At 39.0% G+C, this 23559-nt stretch carries 21 protein-coding genes and 1 other annotated feature; of the genes, 15 read left to right on the top strand and 6 right to left on the bottom strand.

Going from position 1 to position 23559, the window contains the following annotated elements; all coding sequences use genetic code 11:
* Positions 1-179 precede the first annotated feature (179 nt).
* The 3 genes from LS684_RS18485 (at position 180) to ltrA (ending at position 3336) form a co-directional block, all read left to right on the top strand.
* Entirely contained in the window at positions 180-1367 is a 1188-nt protein-coding gene (locus tag LS684_RS18485; protein WP_233808264.1) for an IS91 family transposase, read from the top strand.
* On the top strand, positions 1342-1584 hold the full coding sequence (locus LS684_RS18480; protein ID WP_233808262.1) for a hypothetical protein: 243 nt from the start codon (positions 1342-1344) through the stop codon (positions 1582-1584). Before LS684_RS18485 ends, LS684_RS18480 begins: the two co-directional genes overlap by 26 nt.
* Positions 1585-2007: 423 nt before the next feature.
* On the top strand, positions 2008-3336 hold the full coding sequence (ltrA, locus tag LS684_RS18475; RefSeq protein WP_233808260.1) for a group II intron reverse transcriptase/maturase: 1329 nt from the start codon (positions 2008-2010) through the stop codon (positions 3334-3336).
* Between the two features lie 717 nt (positions 3337-4053).
* On the opposite strand, the gene LS684_RS18470 is transcribed toward ltrA, so the two are convergent.
* The 3 genes from LS684_RS18470 to LS684_RS18465 form a co-directional block, all read right to left on the bottom strand.
* On the bottom strand, positions 4054-4425 hold the full coding sequence (locus LS684_RS18470; RefSeq protein WP_233808259.1) for a hypothetical protein: 372 nt from the start codon (positions 4423-4425) through the stop codon (positions 4054-4056).
* Positions 4426-4554: 129 nt separating this feature from the next.
* Positions 4555-4749, bottom strand: a complete 195-nt coding sequence (locus tag LS684_RS24325; RefSeq protein ID WP_432418835.1) for a DUF3238 domain-containing protein — start codon at positions 4747-4749, stop codon at positions 4555-4557.
* A 231-nt stretch (positions 4750-4980) separates the two neighbouring features.
* The gene (locus LS684_RS18465) at positions 4981-5964 is read right to left on the bottom strand and encodes a LacI family DNA-binding transcriptional regulator (RefSeq protein WP_233808257.1); all 984 of its coding nucleotides are present in this window, start codon (positions 5962-5964) and stop codon (positions 4981-4983) included.
* Positions 5965-6046: 82 nt separating this feature from the next.
* On the opposite strand from LS684_RS18465, the gene LS684_RS18460 reads away from it, so the two are divergent.
* The gene (locus LS684_RS18460) at positions 6047-6874 is read left to right on the top strand and encodes an HAD-IIB family hydrolase (RefSeq protein WP_233808256.1); all 828 of its coding nucleotides are present in this window, start codon (positions 6047-6049) and stop codon (positions 6872-6874) included.
* Between the two features lie 576 nt (positions 6875-7450).
* Here LS684_RS18460 and asnS read toward each other — a convergent pair.
* Positions 7451-8842: an asparagine--tRNA ligase gene (gene asnS / locus LS684_RS18455; RefSeq protein ID WP_233808255.1), complete on the bottom strand. Its 1392-nt coding sequence runs from the start codon at positions 8840-8842 to the stop codon at positions 7451-7453.
* 52 nt (positions 8843-8894) lie between these two features.
* Positions 8895-9125, bottom strand: a binding site (T-box leader).
* Between the two features lie 462 nt (positions 9126-9587).
* On the opposite strand from asnS, the gene LS684_RS18450 reads away from it, so the two are divergent.
* Entirely contained in the window at positions 9588-10994 is a 1407-nt protein-coding gene (locus LS684_RS18450) for a sensor histidine kinase (RefSeq protein WP_233808254.1), read from the top strand.
* Between the two features lie 28 nt (positions 10995-11022).
* On the opposite strand, the gene LS684_RS18445 is transcribed toward LS684_RS18450, so the two are convergent.
* Positions 11023-11283, bottom strand: coding sequence for an alpha/beta-type small acid-soluble spore protein (locus LS684_RS18445; protein ID WP_432418782.1), 261 nt, complete (start codon positions 11281-11283; stop codon positions 11023-11025).
* A gap of 181 nt (positions 11284-11464) precedes the next feature.
* Here LS684_RS18445 and LS684_RS18440 point away from each other — a divergent pair, with 181 nt between their 5' ends.
* The 8 genes from LS684_RS18440 (at position 11465) to LS684_RS18405 (ending at position 20406) form a co-directional block, all read left to right on the top strand.
* The gene (locus tag LS684_RS18440; protein ID WP_233808252.1) at positions 11465-12310 is read left to right on the top strand and encodes an STAS domain-containing protein; all 846 of its coding nucleotides are present in this window, start codon (positions 11465-11467) and stop codon (positions 12308-12310) included.
* 72 nt (positions 12311-12382) lie between these two features.
* Positions 12383-12625 (top strand): CsbA family protein, encoded by a 243-nt coding sequence (locus LS684_RS18435; protein WP_233808250.1) that lies wholly within the window; start codon positions 12383-12385, stop codon positions 12623-12625.
* Between the two features lie 85 nt (positions 12626-12710).
* Positions 12711-13106: a hypothetical protein gene (locus LS684_RS18430; protein WP_233808248.1), complete on the top strand. Its 396-nt coding sequence runs from the start codon at positions 12711-12713 to the stop codon at positions 13104-13106.
* A gap of 440 nt (positions 13107-13546) precedes the next feature.
* Positions 13547-15526 (top strand): excinuclease ABC subunit UvrB, encoded by a 1980-nt coding sequence (uvrB, locus tag LS684_RS18425; RefSeq protein WP_233808247.1) that lies wholly within the window; start codon positions 13547-13549, stop codon positions 15524-15526.
* Between the two features lie 7 nt (positions 15527-15533).
* Positions 15534-18401, top strand: coding sequence for an excinuclease ABC subunit UvrA (uvrA, locus tag LS684_RS18420; RefSeq protein WP_233808238.1), 2868 nt, complete (start codon positions 15534-15536; stop codon positions 18399-18401).
* 184 nt (positions 18402-18585) lie between these two features.
* A complete protein-coding gene (locus tag LS684_RS18415) occupies positions 18586-18903 on the top strand; it encodes a magnetosome magnetite crystal formation protein family (protein ID WP_233808234.1) in 318 nt (105 codons plus the stop codon).
* A gap of 12 nt (positions 18904-18915) precedes the next feature.
* Positions 18916-20025, top strand: coding sequence for a DUF4097 family beta strand repeat-containing protein (locus tag LS684_RS18410; RefSeq protein WP_349293078.1), 1110 nt, complete (start codon positions 18916-18918; stop codon positions 20023-20025).
* A gap of 27 nt (positions 20026-20052) precedes the next feature.
* Entirely contained in the window at positions 20053-20406 is a 354-nt protein-coding gene (locus LS684_RS18405; RefSeq protein ID WP_233808233.1) for a phage holin family protein, read from the top strand.
* Between the two features lie 322 nt (positions 20407-20728).
* On the opposite strand, the gene LS684_RS18400 is transcribed toward LS684_RS18405, so the two are convergent.
* Positions 20729-21448, bottom strand: a complete 720-nt coding sequence (locus tag LS684_RS18400; protein WP_233808226.1) for an N-acetylmuramoyl-L-alanine amidase — start codon at positions 21446-21448, stop codon at positions 20729-20731.
* 286 nt (positions 21449-21734) lie between these two features.
* On the opposite strand from LS684_RS18400, the gene hprK reads away from it, so the two are divergent.
* Together hprK and lgt are read left to right on the top strand one after the other, a co-directional pair.
* Positions 21735-22670 (top strand): HPr(Ser) kinase/phosphatase, encoded by a 936-nt coding sequence (gene hprK, locus LS684_RS18395; protein WP_233808224.1) that lies wholly within the window; start codon positions 21735-21737, stop codon positions 22668-22670.
* A gap of 58 nt (positions 22671-22728) precedes the next feature.
* On the top strand, positions 22729-23547 hold the full coding sequence (gene lgt / locus LS684_RS18390) for a prolipoprotein diacylglyceryl transferase (protein WP_233811700.1): 819 nt from the start codon (positions 22729-22731) through the stop codon (positions 23545-23547).
* Positions 23548-23559: the final 12 nt, after the last annotated feature.

Genomic DNA, 23559 nt, shown 5'->3' with positions numbered 1-23559 from the left:
GGAAAGCTGGTTAGTCCTTTGAGATAATTATCTCGAAGGACTTTTTATTTGTTTAGGAAATTATAAAATTCTCGACTTGTGGATAACTGTTCGATAAAATGTTCGTATAAATAGTAGGAGTATCAATATGAGTAAACAAGGAAGCGGAGTCATAAAACACATTTTAAAAGACCACTTTGATGGATTGGAAGTTGAACGACTGGAGATTCCCCGAATACTATCGTGAGGTTATAAAAGAAACGGTGGAAAAGGCGATGCATTGTGGCACAAGTGATTTAGGGTATGCTCGTTATGAATGTTTAGGGTGTGAAGGGAATCCTAAACCTGTTTTTGTTTGCTTTACATGTAAAAGTCGCTTCTGTCATAGATGTGGTAAGAAGTATACGGATGATTGGTCAGATAAACAACAGGAAATGATTTTGGATGTACCACATCGACATATGGTGTTTACTATACCGAAAGAACTTAGAAATGTATTTTTTGAAGATCGCAAGAAGTTAAACGAACTAAGTAAGCAAGTCGCTGAAGTTTTTCAATACCACTATCAAAAGAGAAGAAAAAAGGATAATTTAACCGTTGGGGTTATTACTGTTATTCATACCTTTGGTAGGGACCTGAAATTTAATCCTCATATTCATGCTTTGGTTACCGAGGGCGCTTTAGATAATCGAAATCAATGGGTTTCAAGTGGATATATTCCTTATGACTTTTTGAGAAAGTCTTGGCAGAAAGTTATATTGGACTTGTTAAAGAAATGGTTTCCTGATAACCAAAGGGTTACAAATCTTGTTAATGAATTATATCAAAGGTATCCAAAAGGATTTTATGTGAATGCAGAAAAGAAGATGAATGACGCTAAAGGTGCGGCAAAATATACAGGTAGATACTTAGCGAGGCCCGCAATTGCTGAGTATCGGGTTGAAGAATATGACGGAAAGGTAGTTCGTTTTTGGTATGAAGATCATCAAATAGGGAAACGAGTAGATAAAACTTTTCCCGTTTTCGAATTTCTCTTTATGTTAATACAGCACATTAATCCCAAGCATTTTCGAATGGTTGGTCGTTTTGGGTTGTACAGTAGAAGAACGTATGAAAGAGCTAACCATGTTATGAGTCTATATTCATTTATGAGAACTAGACAACTTTCATTGCTCCTAGGAAATAGAAAGAAAAAGAAGACTTATCGACAAAGAATGATTGAAGCATTTGATAAAGATCCATTTATCTGTCCTCATTGCCATCGAGAGATGGACTTAGTTGAGATATGGCATACAGATTACGGATACTTGTATCAATATATGGATGATATGGAATCTATTAAAACAATGAGGAGAATAAACCTTGGACAAAAACAAAAAGCAGGATAATTTTTTAAAATGGTTGGATGAGGAAGATCCATTTGGTTTAAATGATGAAATGGAATTCATTATATTTAAGTGTCTTGATTGTGGAAAAAAAGATGAAGTTCCTGATTATGTAGTAGAGGAGTTTCATTTTGATTTAGATCAAAATGAAGAAGTGGAAGTCGAATGCCCTTTTTGTAATGGTACCATGCGGCAAGCGAAAAAAGACCCAAGTGAATAATCAACACTTGGGGTGTGGTTGAGTCGCGTTAGCGATTTTGTTCTTTCCAAGGTTGTGAAGCATTACACTTTCACTAACGGGGCAGGTGTGCGGCCGAGCCTAGGTCGTATCATATAGCGGGCGGGCCGAAAGCAACATTTTATCCTTCATCAAAGGCAAGAACGGTAAAACCTCTCTGGAGTCAGAGACCTTGGCACGTTACACATTGATATGATACGGCAACTCGGGAAACCCTACCGGTCTTTTCTTTTGAAGAGTATGGTCTACAAGCGATAACAAGCAAGGAAACCAAATTCCACGATAGGGAGTCGGATAGCAGCGTAGTACCAATGAAGTCGGGTAATGCCGATGGAGGGAAGGCTAGCTACCAGTTATCACCCTTACTAGGGACACATTTACTACACACAGAGGTAGGAATAATAAATGGAAACAAAACTACTAAGGATAGCAGAATTAGCAAAATCTGAGCCTAAAATGAAATTCACATCTCTTGCGCATTTATTGAATGAACAATCCCTAACTCAGTGTCATCATGAATTGCCTAATAAAAAGGCAACGGGCATCAACGGAACGACAAAAGAACAATACTGTGACAGCTTGGAAGAAAACATAGAGGACTTAGTAAGTAGGCTCAAAAGTAAAAGTTATCGTCGTGTTCCAGTAAGACGAATGTATATCCCAAAGCTCAACTTAAACAAGATGAGACCATTGGGAATACCGGAACATGAAGATAAAATTGTCCAAAAAGGCATTACTAAAATACTAAACTCCATCTATGAAAATGACTTTCTAGACTGCTCATTTGGGTTCCGTCCAAATAGAAACTGCCACGATGCGCTGAAAATACTGAATCAATATATTGAGAAGAGAGCAGTGAGTTATGTAGTCGATGTAGATATTAAAGGCTTCTTTGATAACGTTGACCACAAATGGATGATGGAATTCTTGAAACTCCGAATCTCTGACCCTAACCTACTGAGAATAATCAGCAGGTTTCTTAAAGGTGGATACATGGAGGAAGGTAAGAAACACAAGACAGACAATGGTACACCGCAAGGTGGAGTGATATCTCCGATATTAGCCAATGTCTATCTTCATTACGTTCTTGATCTATGGTTTGAAAAAGTGGTTAGGAAACAATGTAAAGGCCAGGCATATATAGTAAGATACTCAGATGATTTTGTTTGTTGTTTTCAGAATAAAAGGGAAGCCCAGCAATTCTTCCATTCATTAAAAGCTAGGTTAAAGAAATTCAACTTGGAAATAGCTGAGGATAAAACTAAAATAATTCCCTTCGGACGGTTTGCGGAAAAGAATGCAAAACGTGACGGGACTGGCAAACCAGATACCTTCGATTTCCTTGGGTTTACACACTATTGTGGGTTAAGTAAGCACGGCAAGTTCCGAGTAAAGCGGAAAACCAGCAGGAGGAAAGTCCAAGGCAAACTAAAAGAAACGAAAGAATTTCTGATGAATAATAGGAATAAAGATATTCATATGATTATGGATAGATTTAAACGCTCACTAATAGGTTATTACAACTATTATTGCATCACTGATAACTCCCAAACTGTTAACAACTTTAAAGAGAAAATCGAGAGCTTACTATTTAAATGGCTAAACAGAAGAAGCCAAAGGAAATCCTTTACTTGGGATAAATTCAGGCTCTTTCTTAATAAATACCCACTACCTTCACCAAGAATCAAAGTGAATATTTATGACTTAAGAAATGAAATCAGCTACATTCTGTGAATGATAATTTGGAGGAGCCGTGTGCGTTAATAGCGCAAGCACGGTTCTGTGAGGGGGGAGGAGTACCATTTACCGTAAGGTAGAAAGGCTCCCTTCTACTCGACTAGTTCAAGAAGGAAATGGATTAATAAAAGGTGACCTAAAGTGATTACATTCGTTTGAGGGTTTAAATGATACATATTTTAAAAGAAATTGTACAAATAAGGCATAGTGATTATTCTGGCTGTAAGGACAAGTAGGGATGGGATAATCCTGAGTATTTTCTTACGGAAATAGAGGAGTTTGAGAAAAAAGGTTCCCTTCTCTTCATTAATGAATATTGGCAGTTCCCTTTAGTTCTTGGTTTCTTTTCTATTTCTTTAGATGCTCCCAGCTGTTGTCGCACTGAAGACAGTCCATTCTTACTCTTTTACTTCTAATTAATCCTGCTAGGAGCCCGATGGGTTCCACTACGATGCCTCCCGCCAAGCCTTTACCCCTTGGTACCGATCTTAACATCCTTAGATTGATATCTAGGGCATTTAATGTTTTCCGTTAAATTTCCTGCTTGAATGTTGAAAAGAGCCTCTAAACAGCTTTCTAGAGGCTCCCTGCCAAAGTTATTGTGTCTTATAAGACATCTGAACCTGTTCTGGGTGCTTCTTGATATTTTCCTTTCTTGTTTTTGGTGAGTCAATCCATTCTGGACCAAAGTCGCCTCTATAATTCGTTAATTATTTATAGACCAGCTGAAAAAGGTAATTTATTGAATTTTATAAAGAGTTCTTCGATTATAAAGAAAAAAATACCTGCAATAAGACCGTATAAACTGATAAATTCGGCTAAAAAGAATAAACCTCCAAAGAGTGAATAGCCTATTAATTTAAAAAGAGCTTTTATAATCGGGTTATTTATTTTTTTGGTCAATTTATCTATAAGAAATGATACCACTAATCCATACGTGAAAATAGCTAAGGTAAATACCAAAAAAATAATCCATATAATTGATAAATCAATATATTTACTAAAAATTAGATATGTGGTGGTGGTGGACAAGAGACTGGTGATGGTAGCAACTAAGAATTTTCTTTTTAACCAACTTGATTCCATCCCATAATTTCTCCTTTCAAATCCTAAGATGTTATGTAATATCTTATTCACTATCAAAATTATTATGATTTTGCGATAAGAGAGCATGAATTGATTCATGCTCTTTTAATTATCTTTCAAGGCACAATATTACTGGTAATATCCAAAGTCTATATCCATTGGTGGAGCCAGGGAAGTAGGTGACGAACCACTTGCACTATAGGTGTATAATGTCTTCCAACTCGAATCATACCTATAAATTTCATGCCATGGGTAACCATCATGAGATCCGTTAATCATTGTGACTCCACTTTTATAAATCGTTAAGTCGTAAACGTAATCAATGTTCGGAAGAGTATCTCCCCAAAATGGGTTTCCGATAGAATGTACTACCCTAAAAATGCTGAACTGCTTGTTACACTTGGTTGGCTATATGTCATGCCACTAGAACTAGCTGTCTTTATTGCTTTATACGACGTATAAGGACAAGTATTATTTGTGCCATCATCATACTGTTTAGTGGAAGATACACTCCTTATAGGGGTATACGTCCTAAAAGGAATATCCAATTCCTTCTTAGGTCCCCCTAATCACCAGCTCCCCTTTATAGACTTTTCTTGCAGGGAGAAATTCTTTACCGCTAAGTCTGTCTAGTAAACAGGTGACCAAATCAATGACCATCAATTTAGTCTGGTTTTGAATGCTAGAAAGTGCAGGGAAAGTTGTCAGGCAAATTGGGTGGTCATCAAAACCAATAATGGAACATTCTTTTGGAATAGAAACACCATGTTTTTTAGAAGACGAAAGTAAGCCTGCAGCTAAAAAGTCACTGCCTGCAAGAATTCCATCATGTTTGCAATGACCTGAAAAAATTTCATCACCCAGGAGTATACCATCTTCAATCGTAGAGTACCCACTTATTTTTTGATGAATAGTACATGCTTTATTAAAATCAAGATGAGCTTGTTTAAACCCTTCCCATCTTTGTCGCTGAAGTGGCGTTCTTTCTTCATCCGCACAAAATAATAGTTGGTTGCGTCCTTCTTTCAGTAGGTATTTGGTAGACGAATAGACTGCATCAATTTCATCAAGTGCAAAGACATCTAAATGTTTTGTTTGAAGTGGTTCGTTGCAAATAAGCACGATCTTATCTCTAGATTTCTGTTTAATCTCCTTCTCACCTAATAAAGTATGGGTGATAATGACTGCGTCCAGCTCATTTTCAGTTAGCCTCTCAAAAATTTCATATTCCTCATCAATAGAATAAAACGTTTGGAAAATAACTATCTTATATCCGGATTTTCTGATTTTTTCTGCAATCATGCCAACAAGCGGGCTAAAATAAGGGTGATCAAGGACCGGGATAGTCACACCAATAGTTTTTGTTGATTGTGTTCTTAGGTGTACACCTCGCGCATTTCGAACAAAAGACAACTTTTCTATTGCCTCCATTACTCTTTTTCGGCTGTCTTCTGAAACGTGAGGATGATTATTAATAACGCGTGATACCGTGGACTTTGAAACGCCACTAAGTCGAGCAATATCTAGAATAGTAGCCATTTATTTCACCTCTAAAAAGATTGACCTGGGAACGTTCCCTGCCTGTACATTATAAATAACATAGAACAGGGGGGCATTAAACGTGACATATAAAGTGTACCATTCTAACGGAAATCCTGACTACTTAATGCTATTTGATTTTGATGAAACATACTATCCACATGACCTAAAAGGGTGGCAGTTAGAAGATTTATATGAGCTTGAGGAGTATCTTGAAAAGATTCTTCATAAAAAAAACATCAGAATTGGTTGGGTAACAGGCAGTAGTTTGGCTGATATTCATAAAAAAATGAGAGCAGCTCGGATGAACTATCTTCCGCATTTTATTGCATCAAACCTTGGAACAGAGTTATGGGAGATCAACCCAAAAGGAGAATTTAATCAAAATCAAGAGTGGAAGAAAAGAATCAAAAGGTCAGGATTCAGCCATCGAGAGATTGAAGATTTTATTAATGATTTAAGATTAATATATGGAATACAGTTACAAAAACAAACAAAATTTGGTCAACAATCCTTTAAGATGAATTATTATTATTTCATAGAAGATAGTGTGAAGGTTAAGTACGACCTTGATATCATAAAGCAATTAGCACGCAATAGTGGAATAAATTTCAATATTAACCGTTGTAACCCTCTAGCTGGAGATCCGGTAAATGCATTTGACGTAGATTTTATACCACAAAATACAGGGAAGCGGGCAGTAGTTTATTTTGTAATGAAACAGTATAGGATCTCTGTTGAGAATACATTTGCCTTTGGAGATAGTGGGAATGATATAGAAATGCTTAAAGCGGTAAAGCATGGGTATTTATTGAAAAATGCTACAGAAGAAGCAAAAAAACTGCATGACACGATAACGGTAGATCCTTATGCCAAAGGTATCCAAAACGTTTGTAGGATTTACTTTTAATTTTACTCTTACTCAATTTCTACCACTATTTATCCAATTCTTCTCCTTGACCCGATTAGACCACGTTTATTAAGTACGACCTTGAGTTTACATGTCCCATCATTTTGGCGACTGGCCGGAAATGGAAGTAGATCTTAATAAAGGTTCGTGGAGAATAATTATTCAAGTTTTGTTAAATTAATTGATGATGCAGAGGATGCATTATCTAAAGTAACAAAACAGATATTCCAAACCATATTTTTGTTGATGAACTCGAAGCGTATGATGGGGATCAAGAGGTTTTTAAAAAAGATTTATCTTTAATTAGAGATTTGATTTTACTATTTAAACTTTGCCTATTCTTAAGCAATTCCGTAGAATTATGAAAAAAGGTAGTTTGAAAATCGTTGATAGGTTCATAACTTATTCCGAGAATTTATAAAAAATAACATGTACCAAGTGACTTCTTCACCAGGCAACTTTCATACTTCAACACGAGGGGGCGCTTACACGATCGTAATCGTCTCTTTTTTCTGATGTAAAGACTAGACAGATAATGAAAAAAGGATGCCGCAGCATCCTTTTTTGAAGGTACGATTAAAAATCTGCATTTCCCGGTGTACGTGGGAACGGAATCACATCACGGATATTCTTCATCCCAGTTAAGTACATGACAAGTCGCTCGAATCCGATTCCATAGCCAGAATGTTTGGTGCCACCGAATCTTCGTAGCTCGAGGTACCACCAGTAGTCTTCTTCTGACATGCCAAGCTCTTTAATTCGATTGGCAAGGACTTCTTCTCTTTCTTCACGCTGGCTTCCACCGATTAGTTCACCAATTCCCGGAACCAGTAGGTCAGTCGCTGCTACAGTCTTACCATCATCATTTGCTCTCATATAAAAAGCCTTGATTTCTTTCGGATAGTCGGTTACGAAAACAGGGCGCTTGTAAATTTCTTCACTTAGGTAACGTTCATGCTCCGTTTGCAAGTCCGTCCCCCATTCAACTGGGTAGTCGAATTGTTTATCGGAGTTCTTTAATAATTCCACCGCTTCAGTATAGGTTACTCTTCCGAATTCGGACTCTAGCGCATTTGTCAGTCTTTCCAAAAGTGTTTTATCAATAAAGTTATTAAAGAATGCCATTTCTTCAGGTGCATGTTCAAGAACATAGTTAATAACATATTTGACCATATCTTCTCCAAGGTCAATAATATCCGGTAATTCTGCAAAGGCAACCTCAGGCTCAATCATCCAGAATTCAGCGGCATGACGAGCAGTATTCGAGTTCTCTGCTCTGAAGGTCGGACCAAAGGTATATACATTGCGGAAAGCAAGTGCAAAGCTTTCTGCGTTTAACTGACCGCTAACCGTTAAGTTCGTTTCTTTAGCAAAGAAATCGGCACTGTCATCTACTTTTCCTTCTTCCGTTTTAGGCACTTGGTTCAAATCCATTGATGTGACACGGAACATTTCACCGGCACCTTCTGTATCACTTCCCGTAATAATCGGTGTGTGTACATTTACGAAACCTTGTTCTTGAAAGAACTTATGGATGGCATAAGATGCAAGAGATCTTACTCTGAACACAGCTGAGAAAGTGTTAGCTCTCGGACGTAAATGAGCAATCGTTCTTAAATATTCAAGAGAATGGCGCTTTTTTTGTAATGGATAACTTGTATCTGATACCCCTTCTACAACAATTTTAGTTGCTTTAATTTCAAAAGGCTGCTTCATTTCAGGAGTTGGGACAAATTCACCTTCTACTAAAACAGAAGAGCTGATCGGTAATTTCGTAATTTCTTTGAAGTTATCTAGCGTGTCTTCAAACACGACTTGTACACTTTTAAAAAATGTTCCGTCATTTAATTCCATAAAGCCAATGGTTTTAGAATCACGAAGCGTACGAATCCAGCCAGAAAATTGAACAGTTGCACCATTATATTCTTCTTGATTTCTGTATAAGTCCTTTACTACGGTCTTTTTCATAAATAGTCTCCTTCTGGTTATTTTTGCAATAAAAAAAGCCTTCTATCCCATAGAAAGGGACGAAAGGCCATCTTCCGCGGTACCACCCAATTTGTCATCATATGACCAACTTACAATTGCTTACCCAGTCAATAACGTGCTGGTAACGTCTAGGCCTACTTAGAATATTCTGTTCGGTTAGAACTCAAAGGTGTTCTTCGTTCATGCCTCATCGCCAGGCTTCCACCACCCCCAGCTCTCTATTGAATATAGCAGAAACTACTTTCCTTTTCATCGTTTACATATGCAGTTTTCAAATGGATTTTTATTGTATTAATTTATCAAAAAACATAATCCTTTGTCTAGTTGTATTTGTGAAGAGGTGCTAGGTTCACACGAAAAAGAAGGGGAACATTCACATTTTCTAAAGAGAAGGGGGTGGGTAAATAAGGAAAACCTACTTTCGTATACACAAATTGTTGCCTGTGGTAAAAGCCATACAGAATGAATCTGTAACCCCCTCTGAATCCTGTTAGGGTACGGACATCATACATCCTCTTATTTGATTTCCTTCCTAAAGGGTAAGAGATCTTTCCTATATTTTGTTCGATTAACATATGTAAGATAATGAATTCCCACCATAGAATGGATAGGGAAAGGAAATTAGTAGTGTTTACCGCTGAAATTTCTTATACTGTTTAAGGAAGGAATGTCCTTGAGGGGTCGTTTGCAGTCACTAACTATTAAAAGATATTGGAGATTCGATATGATAGTAGGACTACTAGTTTGTATTATTGGGATTATTCCGATCGTCTTAGCAATAAGCACGCGGCGGATATTTAAAGGTACGGAACTCTCATTTGCTGTATTTATTATTATGCTCTTAATTAGTATTTGGCAGGTTGATGTGGGGATTTTATATTTTCATGGGATGTTGGGGGAGGAGCAGACTTTGTTTCTGTTTCGCTTATTCCGTATTGCCCCTACTTTTTCCATTCCGTGTGTTTTCTTTGTTGTCTATACCATGCTGCAAAATAATCCTATTACCTTTGAGAGAAAAGGACTAGCTAAGATATTTTCAAAAAAAGTGTTTTATCTATTGCTAGGATGGAGTACTTTCATTTATTTCATGAACTGGACTTCTTATGGAATTAAGGGATTAGAATTACAAACACTGCTTTCCACGCAAATTGACTATTACTTTCCCGTCTATGGACCGTTGCATATCTTATTTATGCTCCATATGAGTACCTTTATCTTTTTTCTAACGGCGATTTTTTTAATAGCAAGAAGCTTACAAAATACATATTTAAAAGATTTCTTAAAGAGCTTTGCGATCAATTTAGTTCTTTTATTTATATTTGGCTTTTTTAATTTTTGGCCAGATACGGGAGCGATTGCGAGCAGTTTTGGGGTTGTTTTATTTTCCATTAGTATTATGACTGCCTTTATAAAAATGAATCTTCGAATTACCTTGCAATACAACCAATTGATGGAAAGACAGAAGAAGATGGATTATATCGGTAATTTAGTTAGTAGCTTAACCCATGAGGTGAAAAATACAGCCCAAGTCATTCGGGGGTTTAGTCAGATGTTAGAAGAATCTACGTCGAATCCAGGGGATCAAGCCAAGCTAAAAATGATTCAAAAAGCAACCGATCAAATCCATGGATTTTCCGATCAATTTAAAGAATACATCGAGTCATCGAAAATGGACTTCAGGATCGAGGATCTCAATCAAATTATTTCAGATTCAATTGATTTCTCAAAAGAGCAAGGTCTTGATATATCCTACAGGCCAAAATACAAGCCGTTAACTGCCTATGTGAATAAAGCATTTCTACAACAGGTGTTTATGAATTTAATTAAAAACAGTGCAGAAGCAATGGCAGATAAAGATCGAGATAGGACCATAACGATTCGGACAGAGGTTGAAAAAGGATTTGTCCTTATCCACTTTTTTGATAAAGGAAAAGGCATCCCTGCCTCATGCTGGGAAAGCATATTTGACCCCTTCTTCTCCTTAAAGGAGTCAGGCATGGGCATGGGGCTTCCGTTTGTGAAAAAAATTATATTTGAACATAGGGGAGATGTTCGGGTCGTCAGTAGCGATTCCAAAGGAACGCATTTTCTCATTCAAATCCCCCAAAATGAGTTGAGTGATTTCATATAAAAAGGGAGAAGAGCCCGAAAATAGGCTTCTACTCCCTTTTAGTTAATTGCTCTTTTGCCATTTCAATCATCTCTTTCACCATGCTGCCTCCAATAGGACCACCAATTTTTCCTGCTTGCCTGGAGGTAAGGTGTCCATTGTCACGTGCCTTCAGCGGAATATGAGCTTCTCTGGCTATTTCAAATTTCACATGATCCGGAGTATTTTTATAAATGGGGACTCTTTGTTTCTTCATCCTCTCCCATTTTGGTTCGTTTAAGTCTACATTCCCTTTCATTCCTCGATTCAACTACGTCATCTCCTTTTGATTAGCATGTACAAATACCCCTATATTATTTTCAAATGAGCATAACGAATCTTGCTTCCGTATTTTAGGAGTTTTATAATGAATGTTGGAAAATAAAACCTTCGAGCCAGTGCTCAAATCATGTAAGTTAAGCGTGGCATTCATACCTAAAGGGGGAGATAAGGTGCCTGATTTGAATCAAAAGCTTTATCATTTTTTATCTGAACACTCTACAGAGATATTAAATGAGTGGTTAAATAATAGAAAGGTGATACCTTCCTCTGTATATTCGGCAGATGCACCTATGGAAACGGTTGAAAAGATTCGTAAACAAAATCAAGAATTGTTCCTGAATATATGCAAAGTTTTTATTGGTGAAATGGATGAATTTTTAGCCTTTATTAATCAATGGACGTTGACCATTTCCGCTGAACGTGCAGTTGAAGAAACACCGATTTATGAGGTAGTAGAACAATCGAAAATCGTAAAAGGAATTTATAGCAAATACATTGAGAAATTTGTCGAAACCTGTGAAGAAAATATAAGTATGTCTCAAATCTTCAAGTGGAATCGACTTAGTGTGTATGCATTGGATGAAGTGATGGAGAAGTTCGTGTTTCATTATTATAAAGCCACACGAAACCAGTTAAACATCCAACAAAAAGTCATCCATCAATTAAGCTCTCCGATTATTCCCATTTCTGATGAGGTGGCCGTTCTCCCATTGATAGGAGATATGAATGAAGAAAGAGCTCAATGGGTCATTGAGTCATGCTTACAGGAATGCAGTGAAAAGCATATAACCCATCTAGTCATTGACCTTTCTGGTGTTCATACGATGGATACACTAGTTGCTCACAAGTTATTCCAGGTGATTGATGCCCTCTCAATTGTTGGCGTTCAATCTATTTTGACAGGGATTCGGCCGGAAATCGCTCAAACAGCCGTACAACTAGGGATTGATTTTACTGGTATTCCAGTTGAAGTCAATTTAGCAAAAGGCTTGGCAGCGTTAGGGTTAAAGGTGTAGAATTTGATAGACTAAGGTGAGGGAATGCTTCGCCTAAGAAAGGTATTATCATAGGAAAAGTAGGTGTACCTAATGGCTATTGAATTGCTTCGCTTTTTTTCGGCACTTTTATTACCAGGTTTATTAGTGGTCCTTTTTACAAGGGTAACCTATAATCATATCATTGGCCTCGTATTGACTGTTGCGTTAATTGCAGCATCAGCCTATAAAGGATATACGACTACATGGCCAATAATAATTGTGGATGCCTTCTCGTTAACAGTTGGCTTTTGGTATGCTCGAAAAATGAAACAAAGAACGAAACAAAGCGCATAAACATATCAGTTAGCCTGTTGATCTGTTCAACAGGTTAATTTTTTGCGTCTTTGAGAAAAATGTATAAGACGAAAGGAAGGTTTATATGAAGTACTTTTACAAAACACAGCTTTTTAGTTTGGTTTACGCATTGGTTGGGCTCCTCTATGCGAACCTCTTCTATTTCTTATTCTCACAGTCGATTCCGATTGTACGGCCGCTACTTTATGTAATTACCATTATACTAGCAATTGTCTACAGCATAACCGCTAGAAAATATTTGGAGGGCAGATGGATTTCAATTGTGTATCTCATTGTTCCATATTTTCTTTATTTGCTGTTTTTTGTTTTCTTGGAGGAAGCTCTATTAAGTAGCAAAATCAAACTTGATACGTTTTATTTTGTATTTGAGCAAGTGAATGCGGGCCATGTCGTATCGATATTGATCGGGACTGCGATGGGAATTTATTTTGCTAAAAACTCAGTGAAACATGATGCTTGAGACCTGCATAAAATAGATTCCGATTATAGAGTCAAAATAAAGTGATTTTTCCTATAACCAACTGGGTTCAAACCAATTTAATCAAACGTTTGATTAATATTCTTACGAGAGGATTCATTCTTGGTGTATCAAGTTTTTTTAGTTTTCAGTAAGACAGGGGAAGCACCAATAGGCGAAGCCATGGAGCATGAATTTCTTTTAGATATAAGCCATTGTTCGTAGCATAATGGAACAAAAGCTGTTTGAATTCCGAAAAATAGAAAGATGAAATTATTAAAAAAAACGAATATCCGTTCGCATATTGTTGGTTTGTAATCGCTTGATTGTGGTAGAATGTTGATATTGAATGAAACGGGATACTCAGCTTCAACCAGGTCCTAGTGCTTCAGAAGAACGACAGCTGATTACATATAAGTCATTTTTGAACAGGAGGCTTTTTAGTGAAGGACCAATTTGAATTAGTCTCGAAATACTCCCCACAAGGTGACCAACCGAAGGCAATTGAACAAATTGTGGAGGGGATTCAGTCTGGAAAAAAACATCAAACACTTCTTGGTGCAACAGGAACTGGGAAAACATTTACGATCTCCAATGTCATCAAAGAAGTTAACAGGCCAACCTTAATTATCGCGCACAATAAAACATTAGCTGGACAGCTGTATAGTGAATTCAAGGAATTTTTCCCAAACAATGCAGTTGAATATTTTGTCAGCTACTACGATTACTACCAACCTGAAGCCTATGTGCCTCAGACAGATACCTTTATTGAAAAGGACGCAAGTATAAACGATGAGATCGATAAGCTCCGTCATTCTGCTACCTCTTCTTTATTTGAACGGAGAGACGTCATCATAATTGCCAGTGTTTCTTGTATTTACGGGTTAGGTTCTCCTGAAGAATACCGTGACCTCGTGCTTTCTTTAAGAACCGGGATGGAAATTGAACGAAATCAGCTATTACGTAAATTAGTTGATATCCAGTACGAACGAAACGATATTGACTTTCAACGTGGTACGTTTCGCGTGCGAGGCGATGTGGTTGAAATCTTTCCTGCCTCACGAGATGAGCATTGTATAAGGGTTGAATTTTTCGGTGATGAAATCGATCGCATTAGGGAAGTGGACGCATTAACAGGCGAGATTATGGGAGACCGTGAGCATGTAGCTATTTTCCCAAGATCCCACTTCGTTACCCGCGAAGAAAAGATGAGAGTGGCGATTGAGAACATCGAAAAGGAGCTTGAAGTACAGCTCTCGGTGATGAGAGAGAACGGAAAGCTGCTAGAAGCTCAGCGACTAGAACAAAGAACTCGTTATGATCTTGAGATGATGAGAGAGATGGGCTTCTGTTCGGGGATTGAAAACTACTCCCGGCATTTAACCCTACGTCCACCCGGCTCGACACCATATACACTGTTAGATTATTTTCCTGAGGATATGATGATGGTCATTGATGAGTCCCATGTGACACTCCCGCAGGTTCGGGCCATGTTTAACGGAGACCAAGCCCGTAAGCAGGTTCTTGTTGATCACGGTTTCCGTCTGCCATCTGCAATGGACAATCGACCGCTAACCTTTCTTGAATTTGAAAAGCATGTGAATCAAATTGTCTATGTATCGGCAACACCTGGGCCATATGAGCTAGAACACACACCTGAGATGGTTCAACAGATTATCCGTCCAACTGGCTTGCTTGATCCTACGATAGATGTTCGCCCAATCCAAGGACAAATCGATGACCTAATTAGTGAAATTCAGGATCGAATTCAACGAAATGAACGGGTACTCGTTACTACGCTTACGAAAAAGATGTCAGAGGACCTAACAGACTACTTAAAAGAAATCGGAATTAAAGTCCAGTACCTTCACTCGGAGGTCAAAACGTTAGAACGGATTGAGATCATTCGAGAACTTCGTTTAGGAAAGTATGATGTGCTAGTAGGAATTAACCTATTACGGGAAGGGCTTGATATTCCAGAGGTTTCACTGGTAACGATACTAGACGCGGATAAAGAGGGATTCCTGCGTTCTGAACGCTCATTAATACAGACAATCGGACGTGCTGCTCGTAACGCCAATGGACACGTAATTATGTATGCAGATCGAATGACAAATAGCATGGAGCTTGCTATCAGTGAAACGAAGCGTCGTCGTTTGATTCAGATGGAATATAATGAAAAGCATGGGATCACACCACAAACCATTCAAAAGGATATTCGTGATGTTATTCGAGCAACACATGCAGCCGAGGAGCAAGAGGAGTACAAACCAGCAAAGAACCTAGGCAAGTTAACGAAAAAAGAGAAAGAACAGCTGCTGACCGATATGGAGCAAGAGATGAAGGAAGCTGCAAAAGCGTTAAACTTCGAACGAGCTGCAGAGCTTCGTGATTTAATATTAGAGTTGAAAGCGGAAGGATGACGAAACGATGGCAATGGATAAATTAATTGTAAAGGGTGCTAGAGCCCATAACTTAAAGAACATTGATGTCACCATTCCGAGAGATCAGCTGGTTGTACTTACAGGGCTTTCTGGTTCTGGGAAGTCCTCTTTAGCCTTTGATACGATCTATGCAGAAGGACAAAGACGTTATGTAGAATCGCTCTCTGCCTACGCAAGACAATTTCTTGGACAAATGGACAAGCCAGATGTAGATGCGATTGAAGGTCTTTCACCTGCCATCTCCATCGATCAAAAAACAACCAGTCGAAATCCCCGTTCGACTGTCGGAACGGTGACGGAAATATATGACTATCTACGACTTTTATTTGCTAGAGTAGGGAGACCCACTTGTCCGATTCATAACATCGAGATTTCTTCCCAAACCATAGAGCAAATGGTGGATCGAATCCTAGAATATCCTGAGCGAACGAAGCTTCAAGTGCTTGCACCTGTTGTGTCTGGAAGAAAGGGAACACATGCAAAAGTGTTGGAGGATATTAAAAAACAAGGCTATGTGCGCGTGCGCGTTAACGGAGAAATGTACGATATAGGGGAAGAAATTGAACTGGAGAAAAATAAGAAGCATTCGATCGAGGTAGTGATTGATCGTATGGTCGTAAAAGAAGGAATGGAAGCCAGGTTAGCGGATTCCCTCGAAACTGCCTTGAACCTTGGGGAAGGCAAAGTCATCATTGATGTGATGGGAGAAGAGGAGCTATTGTTTAGCGAAAAGCATGCCTGTCCACATTGCGGGTTCTCCATTACGGAATTAGAGCCTAGAATGTTTTCTTTTAACAGTCCATATGGTGCTTGCCCGGATTGTGACGGGTTAGGGTCGAAGTTAGAAGTTGATGTAGAGCTTGTGATTCCGAATTGGGACCTCTCTCTACGACAGAATGCACTTGCCCCGTGGGAGTCGACGAGCTCACAGTATTACCCTCAGTTATTAGAAGCGGTTTGCAATCATTATGGAATCGATTTAGATGTGCCTGTCAAGGATGTCCCGAAGCACTTATTAGATAAAGTACTTTATGGCTCCGATGGGGAAGAAATCTATTTCCGTTACGAAAACGATTTTGGACAAATAAGAGAGAATACCATTCCATTCGAAGGTGTCATCCGAAATGTAGAGCGTCGCTATAAAGAAACTAGCTCTGACTATATAAGGGAACAGATGGAAAAATATATGGCACAGCAATCGTGTCCAACATGTAAAGGCTACAGGCTGAAAAAAGAAAGTCTAGCGGTTCTCATTTCAGGTCAACATGTAGGGCATCTGACATCTTTATCGATTGAAGAGTCCTTTGCCTTTTTCGATAGGATGTCATTAACAGAAAAAGAAATGAAGATTGCTAATCTTATTTTACGAGAAATTAAGGAACGTCTCGGCTTCTTAATCAATGTGGGTTTAGATTACTTAACATTGAGCCGAGCAGCTGGAACATTATCTGGTGGAGAAGCGCAGCGAATTCGCTTAGCCACTCAAATTGGCTCTCGATTAACAGGGGTACTCTATATTCTAGATGAGCCTTCTATTGGATTACACCAGCGGGATAATGACCGTTTAATTGATACGTTGAAAAATATGAGAGATATCGGCAATACGCTCATTGTCGTAGAGCATGATGAAGATACGATGATGGCAGCGGACTATTTAATTGATATTGGACCAGGTGCGGGTGTTCACGGTGGTCAGGTCATCTCTGCGGGTACTCCTGATGAAGTGATGAATGATGAAAACTCATTAACAGGTCAATACTTATCAGGAAGAAAATTTATTCCACTTCCGCTGGAACGCCGAAATGCAGATGGACGTATGTTAGAAATTAAAGGCGCTAAAGAGAATAATCTTCGAAATGTGAACATTAAAATTCCATTAGGCATGTTCATTTCCGTAACGGGTGTATCTGGGTCTGGGAAAAGTACGCTTATTAATGAAATCCTTCATAAAACACTTGCGCAGAAGCTTCATCATGCTAAGTCGAAGCCAGGTGAGCACCGCGAGCTAAAAGGGATCGAGCATTTGGATAAGGTAATTGATATTGACCAATCTCCAATTGGCCGGACACCACGATCAAACCCTGCAACCTATACTGGAGTGTTTGATGACATTCGCGATGTATTTGCAGCTACAAATGAAGCAAAAGTCAGAGGATACAAGAAAGGTCGCTTTAGTTTCAATGTAAAAGGTGGCCGATGTGAGGCATGTCGCGGGGATGGAATTATAAAAATTGAAATGCATTTCTTACCAGATGTATATGTTCCTTGTGAAGTGTGCCATGGAAAACGTTACAACCGAGAAACGCTTGAAGTTAAATACAAAGGCAAGAATATATCAGATATTCTTGATATGACAGTGGAAGATGCTCTAGAGTTTTTTGAAAATATCCCGAAAATTCGTCGGAAGCTCCAAACGATTTATGATGTAGGTTTAGGGTATATTACCCTTGGTCAACCGGCAACGACATTGTCTGGAGGGGAAGCGCAGCGCGTGAAGCTTGCTTCTGAACTACACCGTCGCTCGACGGGGCGCTCGCTGTATATTTTAGATGAGCCTACAACTGGTTTGCATGTGGATGACATTTCAAGGCTCCTTGTCGTTCTCCAACGCCTAGTTGAAAACGGCGATACGGTCTTAGTTATTGAACATAATTTAGATGTGATAAAAGCAGCTGATTACATCATAGACCTCGGACCAGAGGGTGGAGATAAGGGTGGAACGATTGTGGCTACAGGAACACCAGAAGCGGTTGCAGAAGTGCCAGAATCGTATACGGGAAAATACTTAAAACCAATCCTTGACCGAGACCGTTTGCGAATGGAAAAACAGCTTAACCAAATGTCAAATGTATAACCATTCATCGAGTCGTACGAGAGAGTACGGCTCTCTTTATTTTACATACAAATGAATAGGACAAGCTGGAAAAAATCACTTGGGTTCTACTCAAATTATCTCATCGCTCATTATCAACTATTTTCACTAAACTTGAAACTTTCCGGCCATATGAGCGTAAATATTCTAGAAGGAGTTGACGGCAATGGAGACGAAGAAAGTATTATCAGCATTAAGTTATTTAAGTGTATTATTTGCTGGGATTATTGTACCGATTATTCTATACTTTGTTGCAGAGGATACGGATGTAAAGAAGCATGCGAAAAAAGCACTCTTGTCTCATCTCATCTTGCTTATCCCGCCTCCAGTGATACTTATTACAATTTTTAGTTACGGTGAGGGCTTGGAACTCAGCTTTCCAATCCTTTTGATTGTTGAGTTTGTTCTCTTTATTCTGCTAAGTCTAGCTGTGGTGATATGGAATATTGTTAGAGGAATTCAGCTATTAACAAGGGGCTACTAATAAGGAGGAGTTATGATGCAAGAGGAACGTAAACGAATACTTAAAATGGTTGAGGAAAAAAAGCTGACAATTGACGAAGCATTAATTTTACTAGAGCAGCTAGAGGAAAGCTCACAAGCAATGGAAAAGAAGCAAGAGGAAATGATCAATGAGCTTTCTACAGTTGTCGATTATGATTATGGAAAGAATGAACAGACTTCTTCTTCCAAAACAGCCCAATCGACAAAAGAAAAAATTCTAGAATTCTTTGATGTTGCGGTGAAGAAGATTAAGGACTTTGATTTAGATTTAAACTTTGGTCAGTCTGTAGATATCTCCCATATTTTTCAGCATGGAGAAGCCTATTTAACACATGTAGATGTAGATATTGCGAATGGTTCATTGCAATTAATCCCGTGGGATCAACAAGATGTACGAGTAGAATGTGATGCAAAGGTGTACCGAGTGGAATCAGCGGAAGAAGCGAGGCAAAGCTTTTTAAAGGATGTTCACTTTGCCATTGAGGGAGGGAAACTGCGCTTTTCTACCCAGCAAAAGTGGATGAAAATCCATACGAAAATTTATGTACCACAAGAACATTTTGATAAAGTAAATGTTCGTATGTTTAATGGGCCAATCGAAAGTGAAAACATAATAGCGAATGAGTATAAAGCAAAAACGGCAAATGGAAAAATTTCTGTAAATGGGTTAAAAGCGGAATCCGTTGAAGTGGAAACAGCAAATGGGCCGATAAATATCCTAAATAGTAGAGTAAGGGACTTAGAGGCAGAAACCATTAATGGGGCTATTTCATTAGATGGTGAATTTCATCAACTCGACCTACAATCCTTTAACGGAAGTATTCATGGAATCATTAAAAACGAGGATTGTGGACGTGTCGAAGCAAAGGCAACTACCGGAGGCATTCGTTTACACCTTCACGAACAGGTAGCATTAGCAGGAGAAATAAAAACGAACCTAGGAAGTTTAAGTCTTGAATTCGATCACATTCAGATGCTTGAAGAGAAACAAGAAGTGATTCAAAAGTCGATGAAATTCACTTCTTTAAAGCCTGGAGAACCAAGGCTAAAGTTAAATGCCGACACGAAATCAGGTGCGATTATCGTTAGGAAAATTAAGTAATCTCGAGAAGGGAATGAAGATTGTAGGATGCGCTGGCTCATCGGAATTATGATAAATGCGGTTTTGTTTGTAGCGCTTGCTGGCTATTTTGAGCAGTCGATCCAGCTCTCTGGCTTTGGAGCAGCACTTGGCGCAAGCTTTATTTTATCCATCTTAAATATACTCGTGCGCCCCATTCTGATCCTCTTAACCTTACCTGTTACTGTGCTTACACTAGGGCTATTCCTTTTTGTTATAAACGGAATAACACTCTTAATGACAGATGGACTGATGGGTGATGCGTTTGAGTTGGCTGGATTTGGAACGGCCCTGTGGGTGACTATTGTTATGAGTGTAGTCAACCTCATTGTCCAGCAAACGATACTTAACGAGGATAAATAAGAGAGGCTGGGACATAAGTATTTCAGTCAATGACATACCCGAACGATCAGGAGTAATCTCCTTTTACTAGTTCGGGTATTTTTGTTTGTTCGGAATACAAATTTTTTAAAAATAGTGGAATGGAGCGGAAGACACTCGACTCCTAAGGGAAATAGAGGTAAGGCTGAGACACCAAACCGCAGCGAAGAGGCTCAGCTTCCTCCCCGCGAAAAGCTAGTGTCCGCAGCGCAGGTGGAACGAACTTGTTTTTACAACTTAATTATTTCAAAAAAGTCATTGTTCGTCTTTGAGAAGGAGTCATTTAGTTATGTCCCAGCCTCTTTCATTCTTGATAAATATAAGGAGCATACCCATCCTTTTTTAATTGAGCTGCGAGCTCTTCCGCATTTTTCTTATCTGAAAAAGCACCTACCTGTACTTTGAATAATCCTTTCCCGGTGCTAGGGGTCTTATTGCTTCCTTTATTCGTATCTGTACTGCTACTAACGGGTTTTTTCACTAGTTTGTATTGCTCTGCAAGTGCCTTTACTATTGCATCTGCACATGTTCGCCGATAAGCATCTGAGCGAAGGAGCTTGGCTTCCTCTTGATTCGTCATAAACCCACATTCCACTAATACTGCTGTCATATTCGTTTCCCTTAACACATGAAAATCAGCCGTTTTGACTCCTCGATTGTCTCTCCCTGTTGAAGCAATGATATACTTCTGAATTTTCAGAGCTAATTCGTAGGCTTCTCTAGGCTTTGTCGTGTATACATACGTCTCGATTCCATCTGCACTATTCCAGCCAGAGCCATATGCATTCGCATGGATGGACACAAAACAATCGACTTTTAACGCATTTGCCCTGTCTGTTCTCTCGGTTAAAGGAACATCTCTTTGATCAGAATGGGCAAAATAGACGGTTACATTTTGATAATTTTCGAGAAATAGCTTTACGTAGTTTGCAACTGCTCGGTTAAATTCATATTCCCGAAGGCCATCGGGACTTCTTTTTCCAGGCGTATTATAGCCGTGTCCAGCATCTATCATCATTTTCATGCACGATACCCCTCTCAATCATTGGTATTTTTCTATAAATATATGTTTGTTGTAGGAAAAAGGACATGGACAAGAGTTGTTTTTGATGAGCGGAACTTTCAAAATGGTCAGAGACCCACAGTTCAACTTATTCGGCCACCATGTAGAGGGGAAGTTGTCCTTGGTAAAAATAGTGATAAGATGATGTTAAAACTGTTCTCAGAAATTTGGTTCTGCATAAAAAAATGCTAAAATAGAGTAATTGATGGCTCTACATGATAATCATCTACACAAAGGAGGAGCTCTTTTGGTAAAAGTAAGAACGAAGGATATGATTGAAAAATTTGATTTGGAGCTGATTAGTGGCGAGGAAGGTATTGATCGTCCCATCGTGACAAGCGATATTTCTCGACCTGGTATTGAGATGGCGGGTTACTTTGAATATTATCCCGCTGAGCGAATTCAGCTCTTGGGAAAAACAGAGCTCTCATTTGCCTATAAATTAAGTGATAACGACCGAAAAGTCCGAATGGAGCGTTTATGTACAGATATCACACCGGGAATCATTGTGACAAGAGAGTTGGAGGTTCCTCGTGAGCTCATAGAGGCATGTGAGCTAGAAGCAGTACCTCTTCTACGAACCAAGCAGAAAACTACACGGTTCTCCAGTCGCCTCACTAATTTTCTAGAAAGTAAGCTAGCTCCAACAACAGCCGTTCATGGAGTGTTAGTAGACATTTATGGAGTGGGAGTGCTGATTACTGGAAAAAGCGGAGTAGGTAAAAGTGAAACCGCGCTTGAGCTAGTGAAGCGAGGGCACCGCTTAGTAGCGGATGACTGTGTAGAGATACGCCAAGAGGATGAAGACACGTTAGTCGGGAATTCCCCAGAGTTAATTGAACATTTGTTAGAAATCCGTGGTCTCGGAATTATTAATGTGATGACCCTGTTTGGTGCAGGTGCCGTCCGCAGCCATAAACGGATTTCCCTTGTGATGAATTTAGAGCTGTGGGATCAAAGCAAGCAATACGATCGCCTTGGACTTGACGAGGAAAAAATGAAAATTATCGATACAGAAATCACGAAGATGACGATTCCAGTTCGCCCCGGACGAAATCTCGCTGTTATTATCGAAGTAGCAGCTATGAACTTTCGTCTGAAGCGTATGGGTGTCAATGCAGCTGCGCAGTTTACAGCTCGTTTATCCGACGTGATTGAAGATGGAGAGCATGACGAGGCATAAACATACATAAGGAAACCCGACATGCAGGTTTAAATGAAACGGTGAAGGAGATGGAATGATGGAAGATACAATACAGCCTTTAGATCCGGTTGCGCTATCACTTGGCCCGATTACGGTTCATTGGTATGGAGTCATTATTGGTTTAGGGATTGCACTCGCTTTAATACTTGCGATGCGTGAAGGGGAAAGACGTGGCTTACCAAAGGAGACATTTGCCGATTTAATGCTGTGGGCTATACCGATTGCAATCCTGTCAGCTCGATTGTATTATGTGATTTTCCAATGGGAGTTCTACGCAGAAAACCCTGGAGAGATTATTAAGATTTGGCATGGTGGAATTGCCATACATGGAGCATTAATTGGATCTGTGATCACCGCGTTTATTTTTGCAAAAAAACGGAATATTTCCTTTTGGCAGCTAGCAGATATTGCAGCGCCAAGTATTATTCTAGGTCAAGCTATTGGAAGATGGGGGAACTTCATCAACCAAGAGGCACATGGGAGCGAAGTGACTCGTACGTTCCTTGAGAATTTATTCTTGCCCGAGTTTATTATCAATCAAATGTATATTAATGGGGCTTATTATCACCCTACGTTTTTATATGAATCCCTATGGAACATACTTGGATTCATTCTGTTAATTTCATTAAGAAAAGTAAATTTAAGAAGAGGGGAAATCTTCTTATCTTATGTGATCTGGTATTCAATTGGTCGCTTTTTCGTCGAGGGGCTTCGTACTGATAGTTTAATGCTTGGAGAACTTCTTCGCATGGCACAGGCCATTTCAGTCGTCTTAATCCTTGGTGCTGTCGCAATGATTATTGTTCGACGAGCAAAGGGCTATGCAACTGAAAGATATTTAGATAAAAGCGTATAACGTAAGGGGTTA

Source organism: Cytobacillus spongiae, assembly GCF_021390075.1.
The sequence above is the reverse complement of the archived record's forward strand: the minus strand, read 5'-3'. Positions and strand labels throughout refer to the sequence as shown.